Below are 25,427 nucleotides of genomic sequence, written 5' to 3'. Positions count from 1 at the left end.
AATGTTCATGAAGTCGAAGTCGTTTCCCTGGTTCGTTTCGACTGGTGATGCATTGAGACGGCGCCGTTATGGCAAAGCCCGGATCTTGGTGAAAGCGTCATCTAATTAAAACGCCTTAGGCGCGCTATGATCCCTATGCGCCGGAGAGGCGGCCGGTCGGCTCTTCTCCGGCTGAATGCAAATTCAAGCGGATCCTGTCTGCGGAGCCAATCAGGCTCTGCGCGCAGGGACGGCCAACTTTATTTTTCAGGAGCATGCCCCAATGGCAACCAAAGATCGTGTGCCTCAACTTGAACCCAAGATGATCGAGCAGATCGAAAAGCTCTCGTCGATGCCTGCTGTCAAGGCGGCTTTCGACATCTGCGCTGCAGAGGTCGAGCGCGCCATGGCCGAACAGGTCCGCATTTCCGAAATCGAATCCCCGACCTTTGCGGAAAAGGTTCGCGGCGAAGCGATCATGGAGCTCATGAAGGCCTATGGTCTGAAGGACGTCGTGATGGATCCCTCGGGGAACGTCGTCGGCCGTCGTCCCGGCAAGGAAAATGGTCCGGTGCTCGCGATCGCTGCGCACCTTGATACGGTTTTCCCCGCCGGAACCAATCTCAAGGTGACGAAGGAAGGCCCGATCTACCGCGGTCCCGGCATCGGCGACAACGCCTCGGGCCTGCGTTCGATGCTTCAGGTTCTGCGCGCGCTTGAGGGCGCAAAGATTGAAACGGCGGGCGACATTCTCTTTGTCGGCACCGTCGGCGAGGAAGGCAACGGCGACATCCGCGGCGCCAAGGCGCTCTTTGACGGTTCGAGGAAGATCGACGGCTTCATGGCGCTCGACATGGCCGATGTCTATACGGTGCAGAACGGCGCTACGGGCGCGCACCGCTGGCGCATTGCGATCGAGGGCCAGGGCGGGCACTCCTACATCGACTACGCGAAGGTGCCTTCCGCCATTCATGCCATGTGCCGCGCGGGCAATATCATCGCCGACTTCGATCCGCCTGAAAATCCGAAGACCACCTTCACGATCGGCACGATCAAGGGCGGCACGACCGTCAATACGATTGCCGCGCGCTGCGAAGTGGATGTCGACATGCGCTCCGTTGACCTCAAGGAACTCGAGGACCTCGAGGCCCGCGTTCTCGCCGCCTTCGAAAAAGGCGTTGAGCTTGAAAACGCCCGCTGGCCCAAGGCCGATGCCGAGCATCAGCTCCGTCTCGTGAAGACCCAGATCGGCAACCGCCCGGCGGGTCAGCAGCCTGACGACTCTCCCGTCGTGCAGGCGGCGCTCTGCGCGATGCAGAAGATGGGACTTGAAGTGAAGCAGTGCCGCTCCTCCTCGACCGATGCGAATAAGCCGATTTCGATCGGCGTTCCCTCGGTCTGCATCGGCACGGGCGGCGTCACTCACAACGAGCACAGCCTCAAGGAATTCTTCGATTCGACCGAGATGGAAAAGGGGCCGCAGCTTGCAACCCTGGTGACGCTCGCGATGGTGGGCGTTGCCGGCGAAGCCGCTCCCATGCTCCCGAAGCTCGCCTGATCCGGTTGATTTCCCGCAAAAGCGCCTTCCGGGCGCTTTCCCGGGAAGCCTGAGAGGCATTCCCGAAACGCTCCGATTTGTCGCTCCGGCGCTTCGGAGCGTTTCTTTTGGAGAAAGGGAAAGCGTTGCTAAAATCCGTTTTCATGAACCGGCCGCGCCGCTTGCAGGCTGCAAGCCGTTTTTGCGGCCGGACTTCAAACCATTTCCCTGCGAGAGATAAGGATTCGTCATGCGCTCACTTCGCGTCTGCTTTGCTGCACTGACAGCTGCCACGCTCCTTGCGGCCGGCGCCGCAACGGCTGCCGACCTCAGGATCGGCGTCGTCAACATGGAGCGCATTCTCCGCGAATCCAAAACGGCCATTGAAGCGAGCGACCGTCTCAATGCCGAGGGACAGCGCCGGCAGGAGGAAATCGAGGGAATCAGCCGGCGCTTCAAGGCGCGGCTCGAACGCTTTGAAAAGGATGCGCCCTCGATGACGGAAACCGAGCGCGTGCAGGAGCGCAGGTCGCTTGCCGAAATGGAGCGCGACGTGACGCGCAGAAGCCGCGAGGCGCGCGAGGAATTCAATCAGCGCCGCAACGAAGAGGTGCTGCTTCTGCAGAACCGCGCCGGCCGCGTGGTGCAGGAGCTCGCCAAGAAGGAAAAGTTCGACCTCGTGCTCTATGAGTTCTTTTATGCGAGCGATCGCGTCGATCTCACCAGCCGCGTGATTGAAGCGCTTGACCGGGACATTACTGCCGGAAAGCCGGCCAAGAAATAAGCCCCGGGCGAGCAGGCACGCCACAATACTTTAAGGACAAGTCATGTCACAGAATCAGCCTATCAGCCTCGCCGAACTGATTGAAAAAGTCGGGACGCTGTCGAAGGGCCGCCTTTCCATGCGCATTTCCGGAGCCGACGTGAAGGTCGGCCGCTTTATGCCGCCCAGGGATGCGCACGAAGAGGACCTCAGTTTTCTCACCGACCCGCGTTATGCTTCAGAGATGAAGGAAAGCCGCGCCGGTGCGCTCGTGCTTCGCGAAAAGGATGCCAGGGCGATTTTCGGTGAGGAGCTGCCCGCCCGCACGATTCTTCTCTGCGACGACCCGTATGCCTTCTTTGCCTATGCGTCGCAGATCTTCTACCCCGTGAAGCGCAATCCCGGCATCCATCCGCGCGCTTACGTCGAGGAGGGGGCAGAGGTTGATCCGACGGCGACGGTCGAAGTGTTCGCCGTCATCAAAAAGGGCGCGAAGATCGGTCCCCGCGCGCTCATTTCGTCCGGGGTCGTCGTGGGCGAAAACGCCTCGGTCGGCGCCGACACCATCATCTACCCCAATGCCGTGCTTTATGAAGGCACGGTCGTGGGCGACGGCGGCTGCATTCAGTCGGGCGCGGTGCTGGGCGGCGACGGCTTCGGCTTTGCGCCCTTCCGCGGCGAATGGGTGAAGATCCCGCAGCGCGGACGCACGGTGCTCGGCAATGACGTTGAGATCGGCGCCAACACGACGGTCGACCGCGGCGCGCTCGAAGACACCGTGATCGGCGAAGGCACAAAGCTCGACAACCAGATTCAGATCGGCCACAACGACCGCATCGGCCGCCATTGCGTGATGGCGTCCTGCGTGGGCGTTGCGGGCTCGACCAAGGTGGGCGACCACGTCATGATCGGCGGGGCGGCGATGATCAACGGCCACATTGAAATTCCTTCCGGCTCCGGCATCGGGCCCGCCACTGCGATCACCGGTTGGGGGAAGGAACCCACGCAGCTCACCGGGTTCTTCCCGGCCCTCACCAAGCGCGAATTCACGATGGCGGCGGCGATTACGGCGCGACTTCCGGAAATGCGCAGGGAATTGAAGCGCCTTGAAAAGGAAGTTGAAAGCCTGCGCGCGCTAATCCGAAAGGAAGAAGCGCAGGAAAGCTGATTCGAGCGACAATTCCATTCCGCCGCAGGCTGATGTTTACCTATTTTTGAACAACCTGCGGCTTTTCCCTTTAAGCAACCCCAACTGAGAGACAAGTCAGAGCCATGCCGAAGAGCCTCAACATTCTGGACATCATGGAGCAGCTGCCCCACCGGTATCCGTTTCTCCTGATTGACCGCGTTGTCGAGCTCTCCGATGAACTCGACCGCGTCGTCGCGATCAAGAACGTCACGATGAACGAGCCGCAGTTCACCGGACACTTCCCTCAGGCTCCGGTGATGCCGGGCGTTCTCATCATTGAAGCGATGGCTCAGGCCTGCGCCATCATTGCGCTCGCGCGCCTCCCGAAGGATGTGGATCCGAAGAAGTGCCTCTTTTATTTTGCCGGGATCGACAATGCCCGCTTCAAGCGCATCGTTCAGCCGGGCGACCAGCTTGTGATCGAAGGCAAGTTCCTGAAGGCCAAGCTCGGGATGGGCATTTTCGAAGCCGTCGCGCGCGTGGACGGCAAGGTGGCGGCCTCGGCGAGCATGATGTGCGCCTATCGCCCCGCACCTCAGCAGTCGGCGCCGGCGGCGGAATAACTGCAAAGTCCTGCGTTTGAGCGCTGCAGTCTCTTCTCTGAAAAGCTGCGGCTATCGGATGGAAGGCGGAATGGGAAGCTGCGCCCGAGGCGCATTCCTCTTCCGCCTTTTCTTTGCCCGAACTCCCCGCCTTTTGCCGCCTTTCTGAAACGCTTTACGCCGGGACGTATAAAATCCCTGAGGCAAGCTCGGAGGGGATTGCGCTTTCATGCGCCGTCCTCTTATCGGCGCATGCGCTTTTGTCGCGGATTCGGGCAGAGCAGGCATTAAGCTCGTTCAAATTTCCGGCTGAGACAATTGCGGCATGGCTCCAAAGGAACTTCTACAGAAATGACACAGATTCATCCCAGCGCCATCGTTGCTCCCGAAGCTGAAATCGCCGACGACGTCGTCATCGGCCCCTTCTGCCTTGTCGGACCCAAAGTGAAAATCGGCGCCGGTACAGTGCTTCGCAGCCATGTCGTGGTTGAGGGAAGCACCGTGATCGGAGAGCGCAATGTGGTCTATGCAGGCGCGAGCATCGGCTGCCACCCGCAGGATAAAAAGTACCGCGGCGAAGACACGCGTCTCGTTGTGGGCGACGACAACGTGATTCGCGAAAACTGCACGATGTCGATCGGCACGACGCAGGATGAAGGCCTCACTACGGTCGGAAGCCGCAACCTTTTCATGGCGAACGCCCATGTGGCGCATGACTGCCATGTCGGCAACGACGTGATCCTCGCCAACAATGTTGCGTTGGGCGGCCACGTGCGCGTCGATGATCACGCCATTCTCGGCGGTCAGGCCGCCGTGCACCAGTTCTGCCGCGTCGGCGCCTACGCCATGGTGGGCGGCGCCTCGGGGGTTCTCCAGGACGTGCCGCCCTATGTGATTTCTCATCTGAATCCCTGCCGAGTCGCGGGCCTCAATATTGTGGGCCTGAGGCGTGCGGGATTCACCGATGAGCAGATCCGGGCGCTCAGAAAGGCTTACGGACACTTCTACCGCGAGAATCTCACGGTGAAGGAAGCGGCCGTAAAGATCGAAGCGCTCAAGGCGGACTTCCCCGGCGCCGTCAATGAGATCGATCACTTCCTCACCTTCGTTACGACGAGTCCGCGCGGCGTCATCCGCTGATTTCTGAAAACGAAAAGCATTCTCCCCGACCCCGATACAACAAAACTGGCAGGAGACCAAGAACATGGGCACTCATCGTCCGAATCCGACTCTTGAAACCAACGGCATCATCTGGCTTGCCGGAGAAGCGAGCGGCGACTACATCGCGAGCCTCGCGCTCCCTGAGGTCGAAAAGCGCTTTGAGGGATCCGCTCAATACGGCGTGGGCGGACCGCGCATGCGGGCTGCCGGGTTCCATTCCTGGCACGACATCCGCGAACTCTCCGTGAGAGGCTACGTTGAGGTTCTTGCGCATCTGCCGCGTCTTTTGAGGCTTCGCTCCGAACTCGTCAAGAAGTTTGCCGCTTCCAATCCGCGCGTCTTCGTGGGCGTTGATGCGCCGGACTTCAATCTCGGCATCGAGCAGCAGCTGCGCCGCCGCGGCATTCCGACCGTGCATTACGTGAGCCCCTCGATCTGGGCGTGGCGCCCCGAGCGCATTCACCAGATCCGTCGTGCGGTCGACCACATGCTCCTCGTCTTCCCCTTTGAGGAAGAGATCTACCGCCGCGCCGGGATCGACGCGACCTATGTGGGTCACCCCCTTGCATCCGTCATTCCGATGGAGCCCGATACCATGGGAGCGCGCCGCGACTATGGCCTCACGGAAGACACGCTTCCCGTCGTGACGATCATGCCGGGCTCAAGGCTCGATGAAGTGAAGGGATGCGCCCCGGCCTTCTTCGGCGCCGTGGAAAAGCTCCTTCACCGCTACGGCGACATGCATGTGCTCATCCCGGCAGCGGATGAGGAAGCGCGCGAGCGCATCATCTTCATTGCGGGCCAGTACGCGCGCTTGGCGCAGCGCATGATCGTGAGGATCGGCGAAAGCCACCGCATGATCGAAGCGGCAGACGCCGTTCTCGTCGCATCGGGCACGGCCACGCTCGAGTGCGCGCTCTACAAGAAGCCGATGGTCGTGGGCTACAGCATGCCGGCGCTTACCGGCATGATCATGCAGAAGAAGGCCCTCATTCGCCACGTGTCGCTTCCCAACATTCTGATGGGCGAGAGCGTGGTGCCGGAGTTCCTTCAGTACTTCTGCCGGGCCGACCAGATCTCCTGGGCGCTCGAGGATGCGCTTGAAAATGAAGCGAAGAAGAAGGAGCTCGTTGAGCGCTTCTCGAAGCTCCATGAGACCCTCAGGCGCGATACGAGCGCGCTGGTCGCGGACGTGCTTGAAAAGCGCGCGCTTCGCCGCTGGTAAAGCGTTTCTGCAGTTTTTATGAAAGAGGCGTGTCGGGCTCCGGTGATGAGCCCGAACACGCCATTTTTAATTTTCCGGGGAGTACCCTGACACATGGCAAAGAGAGCAGTGAAAACCGCAGATGCGCTTTATGAAGCGGAGTTTGCGGATAGTCTTTTTCTTTCCGAGGGTTTCGACCATCTGCCCCTTCTGACTGCGGGAGTGGATGAGGCGGGTCGCGGTCCCCTGGCGGGTCCGGTGTGCGCGGCTGCCGTGATTCTTGATCCGGATAAGCCCATAGAGGGCCTGAACGACTCCAAGAAGCTCTCAGCAAAAAAACGCGAGGCGCTCGCACCCCTCATTCGCGAGCGCGCGCTCGCCTGGGGCGTCGGCTGGGCATCCGTCGAGGAAATCGACAGCGTGAACATTCTCGAAGCAACGTTCCTCGCGATGGAAAGAGCGCTCGCGGCGCTCTCAAGGAAGCCGGAACTCATCCTCATCGACGGCAACCGGGCGCCGAAGCACCTGCCTGCGCCCTTTGAAACCATCGTAAAGGGGGACGCTCGCGTTCCGGCCATCTCCGCGGCCTCGATTCTTGCCAAAACGGAGCGAGACCGCCTGATGGCTCAGATCGGGCGGGAACATCCGGAATATGGTTTCGGGCAGCATGCGGGATACGGCACCAAAGCGCACATCGAGGCGATCGGGAAATACGGCGTACTTCCCTGTCACAGAAGAAGCTTCGAACCCGTGAAGTCCATCATTGCCAAGAGCACAAAAACCCAATAGCCTATTCAAAATAAACTGATGCCGGAAGGATTTTTCGCATGACTCATCTCTTAATCGAAAGCGACGCCAATCCGCGCGTGAAGCGCTGGAAGCGGCTCGCCGCGGATGCCCGGTTTCTGCGCCGCGAGGGGGCGCTTCTCATTGAAGGCATTCATCTCGCAGAGGTCGTGCTTGAGCACCCGGACGTGAAGGTTTCTGCCGTCATTCTTTCGGCCGGTCGTTCGACCAACGAGGCGGCAGGTCTTGCAGACAAGCTCGCGAGCGCGAAGGGCGCGAAGGTGTACGTGCTTTCCGACCGGCTCTACGACGGCATTTCTCCGGTTGAAAACGGCGTCGGGATCATGTGCGAAGTCGCGATCCCGCAAGCGCCTGCGGATGAAGCATGGACGCATCAGGATGCGCTTTATCTCGACGGCGTGCAGGATTCAGGCAATGCCGGCACCTTGATCCGCTCGGCCGCTGCGGCCGGCGTGCGCGTGGTGATCACGAGCCCGGGCGCCGCATGCCTCTGGACCCCGAAGGTGCTCAGGGCCGGCATGGGCGCGCATTTTTCGGTGATGATCATTGAAGGCTGCCCGGTGCGGCAGCTTCGCGAACGTTATGCCGGCAGACTCCTCGCTGCCGACGCCCGGGGCGGCGAGAATCTTTTTCTCGCGCCCGACTATACGGCCCAAGGTCCCGTCTGCTGGATGATGGGCGCCGAAGGGCCGGGACTTTCTGATGAAGCGCTTGCCGCCACGGACGAGCGCTATTGGATACCGATAGCCGAGGGCGTTGAGTCGCTCAATGTCGCCGCTGCGGCAGCAGTTTGTCTATTTGATTCCAGTCGACGCCGTCTCCTGAGAGGCGTCGAACCCTAAACGGCCCGATAAGGAATGAGCGTTCATCAAAGAGAAAGCGCTTTTCCGACGGATCCGCTCTTCTTACCCGAAGCAGCTTAACCCCATCACAAAGAAGGCAGGCCACTATGCTGAACTTCTCCTACTCCAATCCCACGCGCCTCGTTTTCGGCCGCGATGCTGAACTTCAGGTGGGCGCTCAAACGCTTGCCGTACTCGGCGGAAAAGCAAAGGTCCTTGTCCTTTTCGGCGGCGGCTCCGCGCGCCGCACGGGGATTCTCGACGCCGTCGAAAAAAGCCTTGAGGACGCCGGCTTCTGCGTGATCGAAAAGGGCGGCGTGCAGCCCAATCCCCGCATGGGATTCGTGCGCGAGACGATCGACTGGGTGAGGGATCAGGGCATCCGCGCAATCGTTGCCGTGGGCGGCGGCTCCGTGATCGACACGGCGAAGGCCGTTGCTGCCGGCATCGAATATGAGGGCGACTGCTGGGATCTCTTTGAAGGCCGCGCGTCGGCCGAGAAGGCATTGCCCGTCCTCGCTGTTCTCACGATTCCCGCTGCAGGCCCGGAACAGTCGATCCGCTGCGTGATCACGCATCACGGCACGAAGGCCGGCATTGGCGCAGAGTGTCTGCGTCCGGCCGCCGCCTTCATCAATCCGGATCGCTTCAAGACGCTTCCCGCCCTTCAGATCGGCGCGGGCGTCGTCGATATGTTCTCGCATATTCTTGAGCGCTATTTCTCCAACACCGCGCATACGGAATACACGGACGGCCAGGCCGAGGCGGCGCTGCGCACCATTATGGAGTTCGGCCCCAAGGTGCTTGAAAAGCCCGACGACTACGATTCCTGGTGTCAGATCGGCCTCGCGGGTACGTTTGCCCACAACGGCTACTTTGGTCTCGGGCGCGAGGAGGACTGGGCCTGCCATGCAATCGAGCATGAAATTTCAGGATGGAACGAAAGCATCACGCATGGCTGCGGTCTTGCAGTGGTGATCCCGGCCTGGATGCGCTACGTGTCGCCGATGGCGCCTGAGCGCTTCGTGTCCTTCGCCGTCAAGGTGATGGGCGTTGAGCCGCAGGCGGATGACCGCGCAACGATTGAGCTCGGCATTGCGAAGTTCATCGGCTGGCTCCAGCTCATGCGCATGCCGACGACGCTCGCGGCCTTGGGCGCCGCCGAATGCCCGATCGACGCGATTGCGCGCCACTGCTGCCGAAAGGGGCCGGTGGGGCATCTGAAGCCGCTCGCCGCTGAAGATGTTGAAGCCATCCTCGAGGGAGCCCGATAAAGCATGGCCGGTCGAGGAAAATCGCCCAAAGGGCGCGGGCAATCTCAGAAGCTCCAGCATCCGGGCGAAGTGCTCGCCCAGATTCTGGAGGATACGGAGCTCTCTGCCGCCGCCGGCTGGTTTGGTCTCTCAAGGGACGCCTTCCTCGCGGTTCTCGAAGGGAAGGCCCCCATGACGCGAGAAATGGCGGTGACGGCCGGGACCATTTTCGGCACCGGATCGGCACCCTGGATCGAAATGCAGGCCGCCTGGGACGAAGCGCATAAGGCGCCGGAAGATCCCGGCGCCGGTTCCTGAGTCGCGCCTGGGGCGCCTGAAGATCTGAACAAGAAGAGCTTCCTGAGGGATTCACCCGGGGGAGCTCTTCTTTTTACTGAGTTCCCTATCGAGGAAGCATCACCGCTTCAGAAGATTCGTGACGGACGAATTGAGGAGGTCCGTGATCGTGAGGTTGAGAACGGGCGACGTGCGCTTGGCGACCTCATCGGCCGCAAGCTTGTAGGCTAGGCTCGTGAGCGTGTTCTCAAGCCCCTTCTTCGGGTCCGTCATGAGCACGTTCATCGCGGGCTTGGAGCAGCTTTTGAGAACGATGCGGGTAAGCACCGCCTGAGCGTTCTTTTCAACCTGGCGGGTCTTTGCCTGCGGGATTTCCGCGACGGCTTTGGCGGTTTCCGCCTTCCCGATGGTGACGAAGGCCCACTGCACAAAGGCATTGCGGTCGGCCTGGGACGTGTTTTTGTAGAGACAGTCGGCAAGCGCATCGCTCGCTTCAGAGGCTTGCGAAGCACCGGCGCCGGCGGCAAGAATGGCGCCGAGCGCCAGGATAAGGACGGTTGAAGCGCGTCTCACAACGGATCTCCCCTTTTCGAATAAAGCATTTTGGGAGATTGAGTTTAGAGCGCTTCTCAGAAAGGAGAAGAGATGGCCTCTCTCTGGAAGAGGTTTAGTTTGTTTCGGACCGTATCGTCAACGGCTGCAAATAGTGAGAAGAGTCCCTCGAGCGCTGTGTTCCAGGCTTTGGATGCCGCTTCTCCCCTGAGAATCTGGCGATGGCCGGGAGAAGCCGGGGCGGGTTCGTCAGGCATCAGGTCGAAAAGGCTTTCCGCGTGCTCGCAAAGCATGACGGCAAGCTGCGCAAGCGGCGCATGATGAGGCTTGCGCAGGCATCGGGCCGCGCTTTGAAGCCGTGAGCGCATCTGAGAGCACCAGGCCTCGCGCTCATTCTCTTCCCAGCCCATAAAGCGGCTCGAAAGCACGGGAAAGTCTTCTTCGCCGCGTATCCAGAGGAGGACCTTTCTCTCGTCGCTCATTGTGGTGCGGATGAGCATGACGGGGCGGCCTTCAGAGAGCCCCGAGAAGCAGGGCGAGACGAATTGGATGGGTTCCCGCATGTCTTCCTTCTCATCAGAGCCAAGGCCTGAGGCAGGAATGCATCTCGGACCGTAGGGAACGCTTGCGACTGGGAGGTCGAAGAGACGGTTCTTGAGGCCGCTATTCGCGCAAAGGGTTCGGATTTCTTCGAGAAGAGAAGCGTTTGTGTCTCTGACGAGAGAAGTCGGGAGCCGATGAGAAAGCGACTCTGCGGCTTTCAGGCAGCCGGCGAGCCGGTCAATGCGTTCAGCACGAAGCGCGAGCGCTTCCACGGGGTCGGCCTCATCAGGATTCTCTCCCTCGGATTCAAAGGGGAGTGAGTTGACGAGCCGGTAAAAATCCGGAGACTCACAGTCGCTTTTCTCGAGGACAACTGTAAGCATGCGGTCGTTTTCGAGCGCGCAGTTGATGAAGCAGAGGGGCGCCCCGGAGGGCATCGGCTCCATCGAAAGGGCGCCGAGAATGCGCATGCCGCTGAAGCAAAAGCCTTCGCCGCCGGGCAGGACCTCGAGGTCCGAGAAGAGCGCCGCTTGCGGCATGGACGACTGAAATTCCTCAAGCTCCTGGCTGGGTTCGGAATGTTCGCCGGTCGTCATGCACTTCTCCTCTTGGGCTTTTTGTAGTTGATCGATGATTCTTTTCCGGGTTCCCGGGCATCAGAGGCCGGGAAAGTGTCAACACTAACGCATTGCAAACCGAAAAAAGAGAGGCTCCTCTTCGGGACAGCCGGAAATTCGGACGGAGTCCAGAGATTTCCGCATTGAGGATAAACCCGAAAGTTGCGCCGAGACGATAGAGCCTGCGGACGTAAAATGGCCGGCACGGAAAACCACTTTTGAGACCAGACGCCACTGATGTACGTGCTCTTCAATCCCGATTTTTCCATCAGCGACATTGAACGCTTTACGGAGCTCTCGATCCGCCGGGGAATTCCTCTGAGCTCCCTCATTGCAGCAGACCCCAAAGACCGCCGAATCGTCGCCGGTGCGGCGCTTCTGGGAGAGGTCGGAAAAAATCCTTCCATCGGGTCTCTTCTCGAGTCTCTGAAGAACTTCCTTTCGGGCCCGGGCGACTGGCTTAAGGCCTCCCCTCAAGAGCTGCTCGATGCCGCGAAGGCGGAAGGGTTCGTTGAAGCGCAGGACGGCGCCGCCAACATCCGGCTCGAGCCGCGCCCGGGCGTCACCGCTGCGAGACTTCTCGACGACCTTGAAGCCGCGCGCGTGATTCTCGAAGAGCGCCGCGCACGGATGAAGGAAACCCTGCAGAAGAAGAACCGCGAGGCGAATGCGCCGAAGCGCCCCTCCGGGAATCCCGAGGAAGACGTCCGCTTTATGAAGCTCGCGCTCGAAGAGGCCCGCAAGGCCGCAGAAGCGGGCGAAATCCCGGTGGGTGCGGTTGTGGTTGAGGACGGCCGCGTCCTTGGAAAAGGCGGCAACGAAACGCTCAGAACGGGCGACCCGACAGCACACGCCGAGGTGCTGGCCTTAAGGCGCGCGGCTTCTGCCGCAGGCAATCACCGGCTCACGCAGACGACGCTCTACGTGACCTTGGAACCCTGTCCCATGTGCGCGGGAGCAATCTCTGAAGCCCGGTGCGCGAGGATCGTTTATGGCGCCGGAGACCCGCGCCGGGGAGCGCTTGCCGGCGCCTTCCGGCTCTTTGACATTCCGGGCGTCAATCACCGTCCCGTGATTGAAGGCGGCGTCCTCGGCGAGGAAGGCGAAGCGCTCATGCGGGACTTTTTTGCCCGCAGAAGAAAGGAGAAAACCCAGTCATGACGAAGCAAGCAGATTCCGGCGCTTTGAAGCCTTTTGAGCCTCCCCGCCGCGTGATCATCCCGGCGCCTTCCTACCAGGTCCTCACGCGAGGGGGAGAGATCGATCATGAACGGCGCGAAAAGGCCATTGCCTCCATCGAATCGCTCGGCATGATTCCGACCCTCATGGGGGGCGTTTTCGAGCAGACGGCGCGCTTTGCCGGAACGGACGAAGTCCGCGCGCGCGATTTCGAGACGGCGCTTCTATCGACGGATGCCGACCTCGTGATGCCGCTTCGCGGCGGCTACGGCATGACGCAAGTGCTTCACCTTCTCGACTGGGACAAAATCGCTTCAGCCCGGGTGCCCGCAGTGGGTTTTTCCGACTTTACAGCCTTCAATCTTGCGCTTCTTGCGAAGACCGGGCGCTTTTCCTGGCAGGGGCCGATGCTGATGAGCTTTGCGAATCCCGATCCCTTTATGGTGGAGCGCTTCCGCGTCGTTTTTGGCGAAAATCCCGGTCCGCTCGTTTGGGAAGCTGATCCCGCCCTGCTTGGCGGAGGAAGCGCGAAGTTCCGCGCGGTCGGCACGCTCTGGGGCGGCAATCTCTGCCTCATTGAGAGTCTTCTCGGCACGCCCTGGTTCCCGGAGCGGGAAACAGAGGGCGGCATCCTCTTTCTCGAAGACGTGGGCGAAGCGGCTTATCGCGTTGAACGAATGCTCCTCACGCTCCTTGAGGCCGGGATTCTCCATAAGCAGAAGGCGATACTTCTGGGCGCCTTTACGAATGCGGACGACGCCGTGCGCTTCGAGGGCGACCAGACGCTGGCGCGCACGCTGAGCTATATCCGCTCGCGGCTCCCGCAGAGCATTCCGATGGCGACGGGGCTCCCCTTCGGTCATATTGAGAGAAAGGCGACGCTCCCCGTGGGGCTTCCGGCGGAATTCGTGCTCGAAGGCTCAAGTGCCGCGCTCACCTGGAGCATGCCGTCATGACGCTCGCTTCGCGCCGATCGATCTTCGACTTTCTCAGGGCATTCATGAGCCTGCCGACCTCGCGCAGCATTACCGCTCGCACGCTCGTGAAGCTCTTTCTCACATCGCTCAAGCTCTATCCGGTAGCGCTTGCCGCTCAGTTCATCGGCATGGCGGGCATCGCCGCCGCCTTCTGGTCGACCGAGGCGCCGAGATCGGGGCTGATCGTCTGGGCGGTTTTCGGGCTGCTGCAGCTCTGGATTTCGCTCGCTTTCGTGCGCTCCTTCTGGCGGGATCCGAGAAAAGCGGAACGCGTTCGGCTCTGGATCCGACGGTGGACGATTCTTGCTTCGAGCGCTGGACTGATCTGGGGCGGCGCAGGCGCAGCATTGATGCTCCCTCAGTCCGGGATCTATCAGGTGGTTGTGGTGGCGGTGATCGTTGCCGTTACTTTTGCGAGCTGGCCCGTCTATTCCTGCTGGATGCCGTCGCTAACCGCCTTCACGCTCCTGTCGCTCGCGCCCGTGACGGTTTCCGTTGCCGCCCAGTACGGCATTTCGCAGACCATCATGGCGCTCATTCTCCTTGTCGTCACGGGGTTCGTGCTCTATTCCGGGCGCAGGCTCAACGAGATGATGCTCTCGGCCATTCTGAACGACGACCAGAACGAGCGGCTCGTGCAGCGGCTCAAGGTCGAAGTTTCGCGCTCTGAAGCCGCGCGCCGGAAAACGCAGCAGGAAAGCGAGCGGCGCGCGCAGTTCTTTGCTGCCGCGAATCATGACCTGAGGCAGCCCCTGCAGGCGATGGGGATTTTTCTCGACATCCTCAAGCGCCGGGCGACGCCTCAGACGGCGCCCGTGATCGAGCAGATCACAAGAACCTCAAGTTCGATCTCGACCCTGGTCGAGCAGGTTCTGGAAGTGACGCGCATGGAGTTCGGGCGCCTTGAGCTGCACCCGGAAGCCATTTCCATTCCGGAGCTTTTTTCCGATATTGAGCGCGAATTCGGGCCGGTTGCGCGACAGAAAGGCCTGAGGCTTCGCGTTCGGCCGATATCGGCGACCGTTACCACGGACCGGCTCATGCTTCGCCGGGCATTGCAGAATCTGATCACGAATGCCATCCGCTATACCGAGAAGCCCGGAGCCGAAGTGGTGGTGGCTGCGCGCCGGATCGGGCGCTCGCGCGTGACGCTCGGCGTCTACGACGCAGGACCGGGTCTGACGGCGGAAGAAAAGAGGCGGATATTTGAAACCTTCTACCGCGGGGCCGCCGGGAAGCGCAATCCCGGCGACGGCTTTGGGCTCGGCCTCTCCATTGTGAAGGGCATCTGCCGGCAGCTCGGCATTGATCTCTCGATCGGCTCGCACCCGGGGCGGGGGAGCGTTTTCCGGCTCGGCCTCAATCTCGACGAGAGCGAGCAGGTGAAGTACCTTGAGAAAGCCACGCCGCCGAGCGAATTGATCGAGCGGCTTGAGGGTGCAGCGCTTCTTCTCGAGGACAATCCCTTCGTCAAGGAAGCGCTCTGCGCCAAGCTCGCGAGCTGGGGTGCGGAAGTGATTGCCGCGGAAGCGTGGGCGGACGACCTCCTTGAGCGGGTGAAGGATCTGCGTGCCCGCAGGGGACGGCTGATTCTCCTTTCCGACTACAACCTCGGAGACGGCGAGGTGACGGGACTGGCTGCGGCCGGCCTTCTTGAGGCCGGCCTCGGCGCGGAAATACCGACGGTTCTTCTTACTGCCGTGGCGCGAGATCTGATTGAAGCCGATTATCGGGAGAGAAAGCAGTCGGGAAAGCCGGTTCCGAAAGGAATGCCCGTCATCCTTCAGAAGCCCGCATCCGATGTCGCGCTGAATGCCGCGATTGCGCGCGCTGCCGCAAGCGTTGAACCCGCTGCAATTTCAGTTGCGCGTGCTGAGGAAGCTCAGCCGGACGCTCCGGGAGCGTAAGGTCTTTTAAAGGATTTAATTGGCCTCAAGCGCGTCACAGGTCAATGTCGAACCCGGCGCGCCTCGCGGCAAGAAGCGCCTCCGTGCGGTTTGAAGCGCCGAATGCGCGATAGATCGCCGCAACATGGGTCTTCACGGTGCCTTCGGAGAGATCGAGTTCGCGGCAGATGCGCTTGATGGGGGCGCCCTGAGCGAGGAGCGCAAGCACGTCCTTCTGGCGTTCGGTAAGGTGCACGGGCTCTTCAGCGCTCGACTTCAGGTGCGCCGCCGTGCGGGTGAAGAACCCGACCCTCTGGGATTCCGTGAGGAGCTTCGACGGGATGAAGACGCCTCCCTTCAGCACGAAGTCAATGGCGTTTCCGAGCATTTCGGTGTCGAGCGACTTCGGCACAAAACCGGCGGCGCCGAGCTGAAGCACGCGCATGATGCTCTCCTGGTCGGCGAGCCCCGAAACGACCAGGATTTTGAGCATCGGCTGCATGCGGACGATCTCTTCCATGAGTTCCGTGCCGGTGACGTCCGGCATTGAGAGGTCCAGGATGAGGAGATCGGCATCGCCCTCGCGATTCACGAGATCAAGCGCTTCGCGGGCGGTAGCGGCTGTGTGGACCTCCGCCTCCGGGTCGCGGTCTTCAAGCATCAGCGAAAGGGCGCCCGTGATGAGGGCGTGGTCGTCAACGATGAGGTACTTCATGAATGGTGGGGGAGAAAAAAGCGAAGCCGGTGAAGGAACAGGATGCAAAAGAAAATTTTAGCGCGCCGATAGTGCATCCAATGCTTGCAGAAAAGTCATTTTGCGACTTTTCCGACACGGGAATGCGCAAAAGAAAACCGCTGCCGGTCCGATGAGGAATCAGCAGCGGTTCCGAATGAAGATCGCTAGGAAGCGTCTCTATCAGTTTTCATTGCCCGTCGGCGTGAGGCCGTTGCGAGCCGCCCAGGTCCAGGGGTTCGCAAGCCAGTCGATGAGGAGCATCTTCTTCGCGTCGTCGATCTTGCCCACTTCAACGGCCTTCTCGAGCACGAGCGTGAAGTCGAGAAGTTCGTGGCAGGTGACGTTTTCCTTCTCGAAGAGCTTCGTCGTCTCATCGATGCCGAAGCTCGTGATCGCAAGGCAGTCCTCAACGATCGCGCCTTCGACCTTGAGGCCTTCGACGGCGGAGAGGAGCGAAAGACCCGTGGAGATGTGGTCTTCGATGATGAGGACGCGCTTGCCCTTCACCGAAGTGCCTTCAACGCGGCTGTGGTCGCCGTAGGTCTTGGCGCGCTGACGCACGAAGATCGAGGGCTTGCCGAGACGATAGGCAAGCGCGGCGGCGTGGGAGACGCCCGCGCCTTCAACGCCCGCGATGATGTCGAACTTGAGGCCGAGCTGCGCGATGCGCGAGCACGTGGTCTCAATGATGTCGCGCCAGGCGTCCGGATGGCCCGTGAGCGAACGGTTGTCGACGTAGATCGGCGTGACGAGGCCCGACTTGAGGCGCATCGGCGCATCCGTCATGAAGGAAACGGCACCGTAGTTGATCAGGTGGCCGGCGAGAATGTCATTGGCGATGGGTGAAACGTACATTTTCTATTTGGCTCCAGGTCACGATGGGTGTTAATCGATGCCGATCACTTTGCGGCCGTTCACCGTAGCGATCTTCACGAGTTCATCGAAGTAGTCGAAGCGGCAGCCCGTGGCAAGGGTCGTCATTTCGTGCCACATGTCGCCGGCATTCCAGGGAACCATGGCGTCGCAGACATTGTCCGTGCCGAGCGCAACCGTGATGCCGGCGGGAACGAGTTCGTCGACCGGGGTCATGGAGTTGTGCATCGGAACGAGCTCTTCGGAGCGCGGCGTATCGATCCAGGCGGTCGGGCAGGCAATCATCATGACGCCCGCCTTCTTCATGAGCGCGTAGAGACGCTGGCGGTAGGCTTTCGAGTGCGCGCCGATCGAGATGCCGTGAATGGCGACGACGCGTCCTTCCATGCCGTGCTCGATCGTCTTTTCGCAGAGCTGCTCGGTTTCGTATTCGAGGGATTCGTTGAACTGGTCGACGTGCACGTGAACCATCTTGTTGAGGCGCTTGGCCGTCGAAAGGATGATGTCGAAGGCTTCGTCGCCCTTGCCGTAGTCGCGTTCATCGCGCTTCGGAAGCGCACCGATGATGTCCACGAGTTCGGCGCCGATGTCGAACCACTTGCGGGCTTCCGGATGAATCACGCCCTTGAGCGTCTGGTTGGCGAACTTGACCGTGAGCTGGTCCTTGTAGTGTTCGCGGGCGCGGATGCCGGCCTTGATGGCGCGGTCTTCGGACTGCGGGTCAATGTCGACGAAGGTCGCAAGCGCCGTGACGCCCTGAGCGATCTGATTTTCGAAGAAGATGGAGAAGCGGCGGTAGAAATCTTCTTCCGTCGATTCGCGCTTCAGGCGGTCGAGCGCGTCCCATTTCTGCTGCAGCGTGCAGGTGCGGCGCATTTCAAGCACGTCGGGCGAAAGGGTGTAGGCGCGGTCGGCATGCGCATGGGTATTGACCCAGCCGCCGGCGGCCTTGATCGCGGGCTCGATCATGTCGCGGATCGTCAGAGGGGCGTTGTCAGTCGTGGACATTGACTTGTCTCCTTCCAGTGGGGGATTTTGATTGGAGAAAACCTCACGAATTAGCCGGGTACGCATGACTGCGTTTCCTCAGCACAAATTGTCGAGACTTTATAGATAGATGTCCTTAGAGTCAAACTGCAGATACAAATTGTTACATCATGTCGACAAATGGTCGCCCTGAGTAGAAACGATAGATCTTATTGTTTTACATTGAAAAATATGGTTATTTTCTGTAGAAGCGCTGCAGTTTCGGTGCTTTGAAAACGAACGCCGAGAGGAAGGAAAAGAGGGCGACGGCGCCGAGAATGAGGGCGGCGGTAACCCACGGCTCTCCCCAGGCCATGCGGCGCATGACGAGCGCATAGTCCGCGCGAAGCCATTCCGCACCCCATAGGAGGAGGAGCAAGCTTTCGAGCCGGATCATTGCGGGGCGCCGGATGAAGAGCGGGATCACCGCGAGAAGCGGCGCAAAGGACCAGATGCCGAAGCCGTTGAAGAGGAGGTGCGCGGTCATGAGCGCATGGGCGAGGATCGGAAGAATCAGAAGAAGCATTTCAAAAAACCGGACGTTCAGGACTTGGCCGCCTTGTTGCGGGGCTTTTCCGGGGCTTCCCGCCTCAGATCCAGAAGGTGAATGAAGGCCATCTTCGGATGCGTCCACATGAGGCGCGGGCCTGCCCAGCGCATGATGCTTCTCGCGGTTTCGCGCTCCGCTGGCTTATAGCAATGGATTTTGCATTTCCCGCAGACGGGTTTTTCGCCGCCGTAGGGGCAGCAGGCGAGGCGCTTGAGGGCGTAGGCAAGAAATTCCCTGCACGCCGGGCAGAGGTTCTTCCCGTCCGTGCCGTGAAAGTGTGCGCAGTATTCGCCCGTCATGACGCGGATGGTTTCCGCTTCCTCGCGAAGTCTCGGGATGTCTTTCAAGCGCGACATTCTGTCTCGTCCCGCGGGTGTAGAAGCGTTCGGCATGTCTCTGACCGGGAAAAAAGCGTATAAAGCAAAAGGGACCGCACGCAGAAAAGCTGCGGCGCGGGAAAGAAGAGATTATGCAGTTCCTTTCCCCCGCTTGAGAATGATGCGCGTGAGGTGCATCAACTATTCCTTTCAGAGTATTCCTTATGGCAGAGATTTATGATCCCCAGGCGCTTCGCCGCGAACTTCACGAGATGCCCGAACTTGCGCTCCATGAAGAGAAGACCGCCGCGTATGTTGCAGAGAAGCTTGAAGCACTCGGGATTGAGACCCACCGCAATGTGGGCGGAACAACCGGGGTTCTCGGCATCATTCGCGGCAAGGAACCCGGTCCCGTGATGATGCTTCGTGCGGATATGGATGCGCTTCCTTTCGTAATTGACGGCAAGCCCTGCTGCATTCACGCCTGCGGGCACGACGGCCACACGGCAATGCTGCTTGCAGCGGCAAGCCGCCTGAAGGACAATGTCCGCCGCGGCACGCTGAAGCTCCTCTTCCAGCCTGCCGAGGAAACGATCGAGGGTGCTCCCGAAATGATCAGGGCGGGCGTCATCGACGACGTGGACATGATCCTCGGCGCTCATATTCGCCCGATTCAGGATGTGCCTGCAGGGAAGCTTTGCCCGGCAGTCCGCCACACGGCTTCCGCTACCGTCTTTGTCGAAATTGAGGGCCGCGGTGCTCACGCCTCGCGGCCGCATCTCGGCATCAACGCGATTGATGTTTCCTGCGCCGTCATCGAGGGCGTTCAGGCGATCTGGCTTGATCCGAAGATGTCATGGTCGTCCAAGGCCACGCAGATTCATGCCGACGCGGGAGCAACCAATACGGTTCCCGATAAGGCCCGCATTACCTTCGACGTTCGTGCGCAGACGAACGACTTGATGGATGCGCTGTTGAAGCGCATGGAAGAGGTTGTGAACGGCACTGCGGCAGCCTTCGGCGCAAAGGGAAAGCTGATTCGAAATTCCTTATGCCCGGCCTGCTGGTACGACGACGACTTCACCGCAGAGGTTGCAGATGCGATCCGCGAGACTGCGGGCGAAGAAAATCTCGCTCACGACTGCGGAGGCGGCGGCGAGGACTTCCACTTCTATAAGCTCCATCGCCCCGAAATGAAGGCCGCCTACTTCGGCGTCGGCGTGGGCGCGACGCCGGGGCTCCACGCGGCGACGATGCATTTTGATGATTCGCTTCTCAAGCTCGGCGTCAACGTTTTCGAAAACATGGTGCTGCGTCATCTCGGCTGATAGCGCTTCACTCGCGTCAGTAGAAACGTGACCCTTCTGACGGTCCGGAAAAAACGGAATCCCTTCGCAAATGGGGATTCCGTTTTTTTCAGAGCTGATGGACTTCAATACCGGCTCGCTCGAGAAATTCGAGACCTTCGCGGCTCCGGTAGAGCTCGTGATAGTAGACCTGGGAAATGCCGCACTTCTGAATGAGGAGCGCGCAGTGGATGCAGGGACTGTGCGTAATGAAGATTGCCGCGCCCTTTGAGGAGTAGCCGTTTTCAGCGAGCTTCGCAATGGCGTTGAGTTCTGCATGCTGCACTTCCGGACGGGTGACGAGCTTGCCGTCGACTTCCATTTCGCAGCAGTTGTCGTATCCGGTCGGCATGCCGTTCCAGCCGAAGGAAATGATGGAATGGTTCTTCACGATGACGCAGCCTACGCGCAGGCGCTTTGCATAGCTGCGCTCAGCAGCAATCTGCGCGATCTGCATGTACATCTTATTATCTTTGATGATATCCATGGAATTTCTTGCGGTTTTTCGGGGCTTCCTCATACACCTTAACAAAGAAAGCCGAAGAAAGTGATGCGTTGACGGCGAATGTGCGGCATGCCGCGGATCAAATCGAAGCCGAATCCGGCCATGGCGAACCATCAATGCCGAAATGAATCCATAGAGTGGTCATTTTCCACTCGTGGGCTGGAAGTGCAAAAAGCCCGATGTCTGAACGAATTCAGCATCGGGCTTTCAGATCTTCGGAACGTACCCTCAGGAGTACTTCCTCAAGCCTGTCAAATTACTTGACGCGGTTGCGGTACTCGCCCGTGCGGGTATCGATTTCGATCTTGTCGCCGGTGTTGACGAAGGCCGGAACCTGGAGCTCATAGCCGGTGGCGAGCTTGGCGGGCTTCATGACCTTGCCGGACGTATCGCCCTTGACGGCGGGTTCCGTGTAGACGATTTCGCGAACGAGGATCGTCGGGAGTTCGATGGAGATCGGACGGCCTTCGTAGAAGACGCATTCGGCGGGCATGTTGTCCTCAAGGTACTTGAGGGCTTCAGCCATCACGTCGGCGTCGACTTCGTACTGGTTGTATTCGCCGTCCATCCAGACATAGTGCGGATCGGCAAAGTAGGAGTAGTTCACTTCCTTGCGGTCAAGGACGAGATCTTCGAACTTGTCGTCAGCGCGGAAGACGGTTTCCGAGGTGGCGTTCGTCAGAAGATTCTTCATCTTCATCTTGACGGTGGAGGCGCCACGGCCGCCCTTGGAGTATTCAGCCTTAACGACGACCATCGGATCCTTGCCGACCATGAAGACATTGCCGACGCGCAGTTCCTGTGCGGTTTTCATTTGAGAAAAATTCCTCTAATGCAGAGTTTGCGAGCGAGTCCCCGACGCTTTCTGCCTGTAAGTGCGCAAGGACGAAAAAACTTTAAGCACGTAATTCTATCAAATTGACAGAATCTGCGTTGACTGCCTTCTCGGAGATTAAGCTAGAGCGCGTTTTGGGCCCGTTCCAGCATGTGCCGGGCGAGATCCCCGCGGCTTAGAAGCTTCCTCTGCCACTGAGCGAGCGCGGGCCTGAGCATTGGTGCAAACTCTAAAAAATCCCTGAAGCCTTCGGGCGAGAGCGCTCCCTCGAGCCATTCGACGCTCGTTGCCCGATAGCGTTCGGCAAGGGACGCGGGAAGTTCGGGGACGAAACGATCGAGCCAGGCGTCGAGCTTTACGCGGTGCGCATGGTCTTCGGTGGGGTAGGTCGACCAGAGGAACGGAAGTCCGGCGAGCTGCGCGCGCACGAAGCTGTCTTCTCCGCGAATGATTCCGGCATCGCTCGCCCAGAGCAGACGATCGAATTCCGTCTGGGGCAGAAAGGGCGTTCGCACGGCGCGGATGCGGTCTCCTCGTGCGTTGATCGTTTTGAGAAGCCCTTCAAGCTTGTCGCCGGCCTCTCCCGGAGCAATGAGAACATTCCAGGGCTTGTCGGAAAGCGCGAGGCCTTTTGCCAAGGCTTCCACGCGGTTCACGGGGTAGCAGAAGACAAAAAGCGTCGGGAGCTCCGGGCCTGCATGAAGGGAAGCAAGGAAGTCCTTCTTCCCGGGCATGAAGCTTTCCTTCTCCGCTTCGTAGTCGTCTTCAATCAGGAGGCCTCCCGTCCGATCCGTGAAGCCGGGGAAGAACCAGAGCTTCGGAAGGTCGAGCCTCGGGTGAAGTCCCGAGATGTTGTGGCTCTCCTCCACCCAGTCTTCGGCGGAGAGGTAGTCGAGATTGAAGTAGAAGGGGGGCCTTTGATCGGCCGCGATCGCGAGCGCGCGCTTTCGGGCGAGCGCTTCGTCGTAGCTTTCAGGAAGACGGCAGCCGAAGGTTTCGATGACAAGGTCTGCGGGTTCAAAGCCGGGCTTTTGGGCTTCGAGCGCAAAGGAATCCCACGGAACGACCCGGGCAAGCTTTTCCGCATCCGGAGCGAGCTTCGCGAGCACTTCCGGGTGGTCCGTGATGAAGCGGATGCGCTTCACGCCGAGCGAGAGAAGACGCCGGGCGAGACGCCAGCAGACGCCTGCGTCGCCGAAATTGTCGATGACGCGGCAGAAGATGTCGGTGGATTCAAACTGAGTCATGGCGCTTGCGGTCCGGAAGAATTCTGGGAAGGCAAAATCGGTTTTTTCTCTTTGTCGAGGAGCCCAGTGATGAGGCAGCGGTCCTTGAGGCAACGGAGCTCAGCGAAGCGAGCTCCCTCAAAGCGCTCCGCGTCGCCCGAGGGGAAGAACCAGCGGTGCGGGAGCTTCGGCGTCATGCGCCAGCTTGAATTCCGGTCGGCTGGAAGCCGGAGCGTCGTCCCGGCGGGACATGCCTCACCGTTGCCCGCCGCCGAGAGAATCGTGAGAACGCCCTCCTTCTCGGCCGCGCAGAAGAGAACCCGATCGTCGGAATCCGCATCGCTTCCCCGGGCTGAAGCTTCCTTCCGATAGGCTTCGAGCGCCTCGCGGCCGTCGGCAGCGTAATTGAGCGTCATGAAGTCGCCCATCACGATGTCCCTCGGGTCTGATGGCATCAGTTCCGCGGCGTATCGGGTGCCGGCCTCGGCAATTTCCGTGCGGGCCGCAATCGAGGAAAAGAGCGCTGCGCTCGTCAGGATGAGGATGAGAAGCGGGAGAAGCTTCAGATGAAGCTGAGCGCGCAGTGCGGAAGCTTTTTCAGACTGAAGCGTGAGCGCAAGGCAGGAAAGGAGGAGCCCTGCGCCCGCAACCCCCTGCATCACTGCGCCTTTGAGGAGCAGATTGACGCCGCTCTCCGGGCTTTGCCAGTAGACGCGGCCGCATTCCAGAAGCGCGAGTGAGAGGATGAGAAAAAGAACGCCGGGCTGAAGTCTGCGCTTCAACGCATAAGCGGCGGCTGCCGAAAGGCAGAGAAGAAGCGAGGCGCTCGCGGAAAATGCCGCGCCCGCAAGAGCGGCTCCCGCAAAAACGAGCACGGTGCGAAGGGCATTCCTTTTGTCTCTGAGCAGAGCGGCGGCAGCCGTGAGGAGAAGCGCGGCCGCTCCAATCCATTGCGAAGCTTCAGGGGGGAGAGCCTCTTTGCTGATGATGCTGAACTGCACGAAAAGAGGGAGAAGCCACTGAGCGAGAAGAAGCGCCGGAAGCCACCAGAGGGCTTCGCGCTCCATGGCGCTCTTTTCGCGTGCGAAGAGAAGTACGGCAATGAGGACCGCAGAGGCGCCTGAAGCAGCAGCCGGAAGGTAAAGGAACCAGGGATTCTGGAAGTCGGGCGAGAGCGCTCCGACGAGAAAAGCGGCGACGAGCGCAATGCGGGATCGATAAAGCGCCGCCGCAATGAGCGCGATCGCGATGAGAATCCCGACAGCCGAAGCGCTTGAGAGGCTTCCGCCAAGGACGACCCAGCCTGCTGCCGCGAGGGTAAAGGCGATTATCCGCAGGGCGGAAAACTGCGGAAGCTCAGAAGCTCTCTTCTGCCGGAAAGCTTGAATTTTCCTCGCGATTTCCATGAGAACGCCGCAGGCGAGGAGAATGCTCCCTGCAGCGGACCCGGAGAGCGAAAAGAGCGTGAAGATGGTTGCGGCGAGCAGGAGCGCGGCCGCTGCACCCATGAGGGCGCCGGCCGTCTGAGGAATCCGGCGGCAGATCCAGTCGAGGAAGTTCTGAGTGTCGCCGGCACCGTCCTTCTGGAGGCGGGTTCGTTTGGCGCGAAAGAGGATCCACCCGAGAAAGACGAGGCCGTTGAGGAGCGTCAATATGTAAAGGAGCCCTTCGTCGCTCGCAATATGAGCGCTCTCGCCGAAGCGAACCACGAATCCGTTCACCCAGGCGAGGAGCGTGAGAAGCGCAAGGGCGCGCAGTTCGGGGCGCTTTGAGAAGAAAGCGGCGGCCGAAAAAATCAGGGCTCCTGCGAAGTAAGCGAGTGAGAGGAGCGACGGTGTGCCGGAAACCCCGTATTCAAGGTCGACAGCCGGAACAATGCCGAGGAGGAGCGCCGCGGAGGCTGCCGGCAGCATCCCGGCCGCGCGAATGGCGGAACCAGAGGATTTCCATTGAATGACGGCAAAGAGAAGCGCGGCAGTGAAGGAGAGGAATGCCGCCGGGAGGAGCTTCTCAAGAAGCCCGAAGCTCTCCGCCATCTGTTCGCCCTGGAGACAAGCCGCTGTGAGCGTGACGACGAACCAGAGCAAAAACATGATGGGGCGCCTGGCGTAGAGAAGCCATGGGATGAGGAGCCCCGACCAGGCGAGCATGAGGGAGGCTGCACCTTCTCCCGTCTGCCAGGTCTGGCCGATGACGACGAGAAAGAGTCCCAGAAGAAGGCCGCCGGCAGATGCGGAAATGTCGCGGGTGAGCTTTCCGGAGTTCCGCAGGAGAATGAGCGGAAGAAAGGCGGCGACGGCAAGGCTTCCGAAAAAGGAAAGCCGGACGAGAGGGCTCCAGCCGAGAAAATGAGCCGCAGCGAAAAGAAGGAGCGTAGCGGAAAGCGAGAGGCCCCCCAAAGTGCCGAGAAGTCCGGCAAATGAGCTGCGGGCTAAAGGTGATTCTTCACCGGCGGCACGCGCTTCGGGATCTTCCCGGCTTGCTTCTGCGGCTGGAGAAACGGGTTCTCTCTTCTCCGACGGGGCAGACTCCTCATCAGCCTCTGCGGGCGCTCCACCAAGTGAAGCAGGTTCCTCAGGCGGCAGCGCCGGAGGCTCGTCAGCAGCCGGCGGCGGCAGAAGCGCCGGCTTCTCCGGAGGAGGAAGGTGCCCGGGCTTTGCGGGTGCCTGAAGCAAATGGACGGTC

25 protein-coding genes are annotated in these 25,427 nt (G+C 60.4%); 14 read left to right on the top strand and 11 right to left on the bottom strand.

The window, feature by feature from the left end:
• Nucleotides 1-262: 262 nt before the first annotated feature.
• The 10 genes from FG381_RS03980 (at nt 263) to FG381_RS03935 (ending at nt 9,595) form a co-directional block, all read left to right on the top strand.
• On the top strand, nt 263-1,537 hold the full coding sequence (locus FG381_RS03980) for a M20/M25/M40 family metallo-hydrolase (protein WP_139687645.1): 1,275 nt from the start codon (nt 263-265) through the stop codon (nt 1,535-1,537).
• A gap of 229 nt (nt 1,538-1,766) precedes the next feature.
• The gene (locus FG381_RS03975; protein ID WP_139687644.1) at nt 1,767-2,300 is read left to right on the top strand and encodes an OmpH family outer membrane protein; all 534 of its coding nucleotides are present in this window, start codon (nt 1,767-1,769) and stop codon (nt 2,298-2,300) included.
• Between the two features lie 43 nt (nt 2,301-2,343).
• Nucleotides 2,344-3,447 carry a UDP-3-O-(3-hydroxymyristoyl)glucosamine N-acyltransferase gene (lpxD, locus tag FG381_RS03970; RefSeq protein ID WP_139687643.1) on the top strand — a complete coding sequence of 368 codons (1,104 nt, stop codon included), beginning with the start codon at nt 2,344-2,346 and terminating at the stop codon, nt 3,445-3,447.
• A gap of 104 nt (nt 3,448-3,551) precedes the next feature.
• Nucleotides 3,552-4,031: a 3-hydroxyacyl-ACP dehydratase FabZ gene (gene fabZ, locus FG381_RS03965; RefSeq protein ID WP_139687642.1), complete on the top strand. Its 480-nt coding sequence runs from the start codon at nt 3,552-3,554 to the stop codon at nt 4,029-4,031.
• A 330-nt stretch (nt 4,032-4,361) separates the two neighbouring features.
• The gene (gene lpxA / locus FG381_RS03960) at nt 4,362-5,150 is read left to right on the top strand and encodes an acyl-ACP--UDP-N-acetylglucosamine O-acyltransferase (RefSeq protein WP_139687641.1); all 789 of its coding nucleotides are present in this window, start codon (nt 4,362-4,364) and stop codon (nt 5,148-5,150) included.
• Nucleotides 5,151-5,214: 64 nt separating this feature from the next.
• Nucleotides 5,215-6,396, top strand: coding sequence for a lipid-A-disaccharide synthase (lpxB, locus tag FG381_RS03955; RefSeq protein WP_139687640.1), 1,182 nt, complete (start codon nt 5,215-5,217; stop codon nt 6,394-6,396).
• A 93-nt stretch (nt 6,397-6,489) separates the two neighbouring features.
• Nucleotides 6,490-7,164, top strand: coding sequence for a ribonuclease HII (rnhB, locus tag FG381_RS03950; protein ID WP_139687639.1), 675 nt, complete (start codon nt 6,490-6,492; stop codon nt 7,162-7,164).
• Between the two features lie 38 nt (nt 7,165-7,202).
• Nucleotides 7,203-8,024, top strand: coding sequence for a TrmH family RNA methyltransferase (locus FG381_RS03945; RefSeq protein ID WP_139687638.1), 822 nt, complete (start codon nt 7,203-7,205; stop codon nt 8,022-8,024).
• 107 nt (nt 8,025-8,131) lie between these two features.
• A complete protein-coding gene (locus FG381_RS03940) occupies nt 8,132-9,298 on the top strand; it encodes an iron-containing alcohol dehydrogenase (protein WP_139687637.1) in 1,167 nt (388 codons plus the stop codon).
• A 3-nt stretch (nt 9,299-9,301) separates the two neighbouring features.
• A complete protein-coding gene (locus FG381_RS03935; RefSeq protein ID WP_139687636.1) occupies nt 9,302-9,595 on the top strand; it encodes a helix-turn-helix transcriptional regulator in 294 nt (97 codons plus the stop codon).
• A 99-nt stretch (nt 9,596-9,694) separates the two neighbouring features.
• Here the strand turns inward: FG381_RS03935 and FG381_RS03930 are convergent, their stop codons facing one another.
• Both FG381_RS03930 and FG381_RS03925 read right to left on the bottom strand, forming a co-directional pair.
• Entirely contained in the window at nt 9,695-10,147 is a 453-nt protein-coding gene (locus FG381_RS03930) for a hypothetical protein (protein WP_139687635.1), read from the bottom strand.
• A 56-nt stretch (nt 10,148-10,203) separates the two neighbouring features.
• On the bottom strand, nt 10,204-11,265 hold the full coding sequence (locus FG381_RS03925; RefSeq protein WP_139687634.1) for a hypothetical protein: 1,062 nt from the start codon (nt 11,263-11,265) through the stop codon (nt 10,204-10,206).
• 258 nt (nt 11,266-11,523) lie between these two features.
• Here FG381_RS03925 and tadA point away from each other — a divergent pair, with 258 nt between their 5' ends.
• From tadA to FG381_RS03910, 3 genes are read left to right on the top strand one after another with little or no spacing between them, the layout of a single operon-like run.
• Nucleotides 11,524-12,447, top strand: coding sequence for a tRNA adenosine(34) deaminase TadA (gene tadA / locus FG381_RS03920; protein WP_139687633.1), 924 nt, complete (start codon nt 11,524-11,526; stop codon nt 12,445-12,447).
• Entirely contained in the window at nt 12,444-13,421 is a 978-nt protein-coding gene (locus tag FG381_RS03915) for a S66 peptidase family protein (protein WP_139687632.1), read from the top strand. Before tadA ends, FG381_RS03915 begins: the two co-directional genes overlap by 4 nt.
• Entirely contained in the window at nt 13,418-15,349 is a 1,932-nt protein-coding gene (locus FG381_RS03910) for a hybrid sensor histidine kinase/response regulator (RefSeq protein WP_139687631.1), read from the top strand. Before FG381_RS03915 ends, FG381_RS03910 begins: the two co-directional genes overlap by 4 nt.
• A 34-nt stretch (nt 15,350-15,383) precedes the next feature.
• Here the strand turns inward: FG381_RS03910 and FG381_RS03905 are convergent, their stop codons facing one another.
• The 5 genes from FG381_RS03905 to FG381_RS03885 all read right to left on the bottom strand — a co-directional run bounded on the left by FG381_RS03905 (nt 15,384) and on the right by FG381_RS03885 (nt 18,869).
• Nucleotides 15,384-16,043, bottom strand: coding sequence for a response regulator transcription factor (locus FG381_RS03905; protein ID WP_139687630.1), 660 nt, complete (start codon nt 16,041-16,043; stop codon nt 15,384-15,386).
• A 201-nt stretch (nt 16,044-16,244) separates the two neighbouring features.
• A complete protein-coding gene (locus tag FG381_RS03900; protein WP_139687629.1) occupies nt 16,245-16,919 on the bottom strand; it encodes an orotate phosphoribosyltransferase in 675 nt (224 codons plus the stop codon).
• 30 nt (nt 16,920-16,949) lie between these two features.
• Nucleotides 16,950-17,945: an amidohydrolase family protein gene (locus FG381_RS03895; RefSeq protein ID WP_139687628.1), complete on the bottom strand. Its 996-nt coding sequence runs from the start codon at nt 17,943-17,945 to the stop codon at nt 16,950-16,952.
• A 214-nt stretch (nt 17,946-18,159) separates the two neighbouring features.
• Entirely contained in the window at nt 18,160-18,489 is a 330-nt protein-coding gene (locus tag FG381_RS03890; RefSeq protein ID WP_139687627.1) for a hypothetical protein, read from the bottom strand.
• A gap of 17 nt (nt 18,490-18,506) precedes the next feature.
• Nucleotides 18,507-18,869 (bottom strand): nitrous oxide-stimulated promoter family protein, encoded by a 363-nt coding sequence (locus FG381_RS03885; protein ID WP_174857853.1) that lies wholly within the window; start codon nt 18,867-18,869, stop codon nt 18,507-18,509.
• A gap of 185 nt (nt 18,870-19,054) precedes the next feature.
• On the opposite strand from FG381_RS03885, the gene FG381_RS03880 reads away from it, so the two are divergent.
• Entirely contained in the window at nt 19,055-20,158 is a 1,104-nt protein-coding gene (locus tag FG381_RS03880; RefSeq protein WP_139687625.1) for an amidohydrolase, read from the top strand.
• Nucleotides 20,159-20,246: 88 nt separating this feature from the next.
• On the opposite strand, the gene FG381_RS03875 is transcribed toward FG381_RS03880, so the two are convergent.
• From FG381_RS03875 to FG381_RS03860, 4 genes are all read right to left on the bottom strand, one after another.
• The gene (locus FG381_RS03875; RefSeq protein WP_139687624.1) at nt 20,247-20,663 is read right to left on the bottom strand and encodes a deoxycytidylate deaminase; all 417 of its coding nucleotides are present in this window, start codon (nt 20,661-20,663) and stop codon (nt 20,247-20,249) included.
• 274 nt (nt 20,664-20,937) lie between these two features.
• Entirely contained in the window at nt 20,938-21,495 is a 558-nt protein-coding gene (gene efp / locus FG381_RS03870; protein WP_139687623.1) for an elongation factor P, read from the bottom strand.
• A 143-nt stretch (nt 21,496-21,638) separates the two neighbouring features.
• Nucleotides 21,639-22,763, bottom strand: a complete 1,125-nt coding sequence (gene earP, locus FG381_RS03865) for an elongation factor P maturation arginine rhamnosyltransferase EarP (RefSeq protein ID WP_139687622.1) — start codon at nt 22,761-22,763, stop codon at nt 21,639-21,641.
• Nucleotides 22,760-25,417 (bottom strand): GDYXXLXY domain-containing protein, encoded by a 2,658-nt coding sequence (locus FG381_RS03860; RefSeq protein WP_139687621.1) that lies wholly within the window; start codon nt 25,415-25,417, stop codon nt 22,760-22,762. The genes earP and FG381_RS03860 overlap by 4 nt, the downstream gene beginning before the upstream one ends.
• Between the last annotated feature and the right edge of the window lie 10 nt (nt 25,418-25,427).

The sequence above is a fragment of the Sutterella faecalis genome, assembly GCF_006337085.1.
GTDB classification, from domain to species: Bacteria; Pseudomonadota; Gammaproteobacteria; order Burkholderiales; family Burkholderiaceae_F; genus Sutterella; species Sutterella faecalis.
Note: the sequence above shows the minus strand (reverse complement) of the source record. Positions and strands in the feature narration are given on the sequence as shown.

What these genes read in the sequence shown, in the direction of transcription:
- rnhB (WP_139687639.1), top strand. Translation starts at nt 6,490, where the DNA reads ATGGCAAAGAGAGCAGTGAAAACCGCAGATGCGCTTTATGAAGCGGAG.
- FG381_RS03910 (WP_139687631.1), top strand. Translation starts at nt 13,418, where the DNA reads ATGACGCTCGCTTCGCGCCGATCGATCTTCGACTTTCTCAGGGCATTC.
- FG381_RS03980 (WP_139687645.1), top strand. Translation starts at nt 263, where the DNA reads ATGGCAACCAAAGATCGTGTGCCTCAACTTGAACCCAAGATGATCGAG.
- FG381_RS03895 (WP_139687628.1), bottom strand. Translation starts at nt 17,945, where the DNA reads ATGTCCACGACTGACAACGCCCCTCTGACGATCCGCGACATGATCGAG.
- FG381_RS03880 (WP_139687625.1), top strand. Translation starts at nt 19,055, where the DNA reads ATGGCAGAGATTTATGATCCCCAGGCGCTTCGCCGCGAACTTCACGAG.
- FG381_RS03975 (WP_139687644.1), top strand. Translation starts at nt 1,767, where the DNA reads ATGCGCTCACTTCGCGTCTGCTTTGCTGCACTGACAGCTGCCACGCTC.
- FG381_RS03945 (WP_139687638.1), top strand. Translation starts at nt 7,203, where the DNA reads ATGACTCATCTCTTAATCGAAAGCGACGCCAATCCGCGCGTGAAGCGC.
- lpxD (WP_139687643.1), top strand. Translation starts at nt 2,344, where the DNA reads ATGTCACAGAATCAGCCTATCAGCCTCGCCGAACTGATTGAAAAAGTC.
- FG381_RS03890 (WP_139687627.1), bottom strand. Translation starts at nt 18,489, where the DNA reads ATGCTTCTTCTGATTCTTCCGATCCTCGCCCATGCGCTCATGACCGCG.
- fabZ (WP_139687642.1), top strand. Translation starts at nt 3,552, where the DNA reads ATGCCGAAGAGCCTCAACATTCTGGACATCATGGAGCAGCTGCCCCAC.
- FG381_RS03940 (WP_139687637.1), top strand. Translation starts at nt 8,132, where the DNA reads ATGCTGAACTTCTCCTACTCCAATCCCACGCGCCTCGTTTTCGGCCGC.
- earP (WP_139687622.1), bottom strand. Translation starts at nt 22,763, where the DNA reads ATGACTCAGTTTGAATCCACCGACATCTTCTGCCGCGTCATCGACAAT.
- FG381_RS03915 (WP_139687632.1), top strand. Translation starts at nt 12,444, where the DNA reads ATGACGAAGCAAGCAGATTCCGGCGCTTTGAAGCCTTTTGAGCCTCCC.
- lpxB (WP_139687640.1), top strand. Translation starts at nt 5,215, where the DNA reads ATGGGCACTCATCGTCCGAATCCGACTCTTGAAACCAACGGCATCATC.
- efp (WP_139687623.1), bottom strand. Translation starts at nt 21,495, where the DNA reads ATGAAAACCGCACAGGAACTGCGCGTCGGCAATGTCTTCATGGTCGGC.
- FG381_RS03925 (WP_139687634.1), bottom strand. Translation starts at nt 11,265, where the DNA reads ATGACGACCGGCGAACATTCCGAACCCAGCCAGGAGCTTGAGGAATTT.
- FG381_RS03900 (WP_139687629.1), bottom strand. Translation starts at nt 16,919, where the DNA reads ATGTACGTTTCACCCATCGCCAATGACATTCTCGCCGGCCACCTGATC.
- FG381_RS03935 (WP_139687636.1), top strand. Translation starts at nt 9,302, where the DNA reads ATGGCCGGTCGAGGAAAATCGCCCAAAGGGCGCGGGCAATCTCAGAAG.
- FG381_RS03905 (WP_139687630.1), bottom strand. Translation starts at nt 16,043, where the DNA reads ATGAAGTACCTCATCGTTGACGACCACGCCCTCATCACGGGCGCCCTT.
- FG381_RS03885 (WP_174857853.1), bottom strand. Translation starts at nt 18,869, where the DNA reads ATGTCGCGCTTGAAAGACATCCCGAGACTTCGCGAGGAAGCGGAAACC.
- tadA (WP_139687633.1), top strand. Translation starts at nt 11,524, where the DNA reads ATGTACGTGCTCTTCAATCCCGATTTTTCCATCAGCGACATTGAACGC.
- FG381_RS03875 (WP_139687624.1), bottom strand. Translation starts at nt 20,663, where the DNA reads ATGGATATCATCAAAGATAATAAGATGTACATGCAGATCGCGCAGATT.
- lpxA (WP_139687641.1), top strand. Translation starts at nt 4,362, where the DNA reads ATGACACAGATTCATCCCAGCGCCATCGTTGCTCCCGAAGCTGAAATC.